Raw genomic sequence first — 2,699 nt, 5'->3', positions numbered from 1 at the left:
GTCTTTTGCAGCACACGGTCGTTCGGGCCAATCGGGAAGGCGTCCTGCATCCAATGCAGACGGTTCATCAAGGCGCCGTGTTCGTTCATCACGCCTTTGGGTTGGCCGGTGGAACCGGAGGTGTAGAGCACGTAGGCCAGGTCGTGGGCTTCGACGCTGATCGGCTCGAAGGCGGGTGCCTGGGGCAGAGCGTCAAGAGTCCAAGCCTGATGCTCAACGGGCAGGCGCGACAGCCATTGCCCTTGGGTCAAGGTGACCCGGGCGTCGGCGTCTTCGATCAGGAACGCCAGGCGCGCGGCAGGCAACTGCGGATCCAGCGGCAGCCACGCGGCGCCGGCATGGACGATGCCGAGCAAGGCCACGACCATCTCCACCGAGCGTTCCATGCACACCGGCACGATGCTGTCGGTGCCAATACCGGCGGCGCGCAGGGCGCGGGCAACGGTTTGTGCCCGTTGGTCCAGCTCGGCATAAGTCAGGCGCTGGCCTTCGAACACCAGTGCCGGGGCGTTGGGGCTCAGGGCGGCTTGTTGGCTCAGGGCGGTGTGCAGGTTGGTTGGGCCGCTGTAGTGGCGGTCGGTGGCGTTCCAGCGGTCCAGTTGCTGCTGATCCTGCTGTTGCGGGAACAGTTCGACCAGAGGGCGTCCAGGGCTTGCCACCAGGGCGTCAAGCAGCGCGCACCACTGCGCGCTCCAGCGGTGCATCGTCGCTTCGTCGTACAAGGCCGATTGGTATTCCAGCGCCAGCGTCATGTCGCTGCCGTCGTCCTGGATTTCCCAGCTCTGTTCAAACTTGGCGTCGATCACCGGCAGCATCTGTTCTTCGACGTTCAGCCCAGGCCATTGGCTGCTGTCCACCCGGCCATAGTTGAGGGAGAACAGCACCTGGAATAACGGCGTACGGTTCAAGTCGCGGTTTTGCGCGACGGCGCCGACCAGGGTGGCGAAGGGCAGGTCAGCATGGGCTTGGGCTGCACGCAGGTCGGCCTCGAGGCTGGCCAGCAGTTGCTCGGCCGGGGCCCGTTGGTCGACGTCGCTGCGGATCACCAGGGTGTTGACCAGGCAGGCCAGCAATGTCTGGGTTTGTGCGTGGTCACGCTGGTCCGCCGGGGTGCCGAGGCGAATCTCCCGCTGGCCGCTGTAGCGGGCCAGCAGCGCGCTCAGGGCCGTGGCCAGCACCACGTAGGTGGTGGTGCCGCGCTGACGGGCGAACTGCCGGATGGCTTCGGCGCGCTGGGTGCCGAGGCGCACGTTCAGTTGCCGGGCGCGACGATCGGCTTCGGCGCCGCGTGGATGGTCGAGGGGCAGGTCGAGCTGGTAGTCGTCCTGGCCCAGGTGGTTTTTCCAGTAGTCCAGGCTGTCACCGCGCCGGGCCTGGGTGTCCGGGTGCTGTTGCCACAGGGCGAAATCGACGTAATCGATTTCCAGCGGAGCCCAGGCAGGCGACTGCCCGTTCAGGCCGGCGGCGTAGGCCTGGGTCAGTTCGTCGATGAGTAACTGCATGGCCCAGCCGTCGGTGGCGCTGTGATGCAGGCACACCAGCAACCGGTGTTCGTCACTGCCCTGGCGTTGCAGCAGGTGCGCACGCAAAGGCGCGGCGGCGGCCAGGTCGAACGGTGTCATCAGCTCGTCCTGGGCATTGGCGCAGGTCGCGGCCCAGTCCTGGGTTGCAACGCCAGTGACCGCGAGCGCCGGCCCGTGGTCGTCGATCAGCAATTGCGGCTCGCCGTCGACTTCGACGATACGGCTGCGCAGCACCAGGTGGCGCTGGCTGACCTGCGCAAAGGCCTCGCGCAAGACCTCGACCTGCAGCTCGCCGCGCAAGGTCAGGGCGAATGGCATGTGGTACTCGCGGGACTCCGGCACCAGGCGGCTGAGCATCCAGAACCGGCGTTGAGCCAGGCCCAGGGGCAATTGCGCCGGGCGCGGTTGTGCGCTGATCGACTCACCGGGCATGGCCGCGCGCAGATGCTCGGCCAAGGCCGCTACCGTCGGTTGGGCGAACACCAGCGGCAAGGGCAGGGAAACCCCGAGGCGCTCACGGACTCGGCTGACCAGGCGGGTAGCCAGCAAGGAATGGCCGCCGAGTTGGAAAAAGTTGTCCTTGATGCCAACTTGCGAACCACCCAGCACTTCGCTGAACAGTTCGCAGAGCACGGTTTCAGTGACCGTGCGCGGCGCGGTGCGCGGCTGGTCGTTCTGGTTTTGCGGCAGCGACGTGGCGGCCAATGCCTTGCGGTCGAGCTTGCCGTTGCTGTTGAGCGGCAGGTTATCGAGCTGGACCAAGAGGCTTGGCTGCATGTGTGCGGGCAGGCTGTCGTTCAAGTAGGCCCGAAGGGTCGCCTCATCGGCGTCACCGCACCAGAAACTCACCAGACGCTGATCCAGCAACAAAGTGGCGGCGTCGCGAACACCGGTCTGGGCCAGCAGCGCAGCATCGATTTCCCCCAGCTCGATGCGCTGGCCGCGCAGYTTCACYTGATGGTCGAGACGYCCCAGGTAYTCGATRTTGCCATCGGYCAGGAAGCGGCARCGGTCGCCGGTRCGRTAYAGGCGCTCACCGGCCACGAACGGGCTGGCGAGGAAGCGTTCCTCGCTCAGGTCCGGACGTTTCAGATAACCCCGGGCCACACCGACGCCGCCGATGTACAGCTCGCCGATGCTGCCAATCGGCAACGGCTGCAGGGCTTCGTCGAGGAT

At 66.3% G+C, this 2,699-nt stretch carries 1 protein-coding gene; it reads right to left on the bottom strand.

Annotated elements, in window-relative coordinates; translation table 11 throughout:
* A partial coding sequence (locus AB4Z20_RS27915) for a condensation domain-containing protein (protein ID WP_442091211.1) occupies positions 1-2,699 on the bottom strand: 2,699 nt, incomplete at both ends.

This window comes from Pseudomonas sp. KB_12, assembly GCF_052114545.1.
In the GTDB taxonomy this organism is placed as follows: domain Bacteria; phylum Pseudomonadota; class Gammaproteobacteria; order Pseudomonadales; family Pseudomonadaceae; genus Aquipseudomonas; species Aquipseudomonas brassicacearum.
Note: the sequence above shows the minus strand (reverse complement) of the source record. Positions and strands in the feature narration are given on the sequence as shown.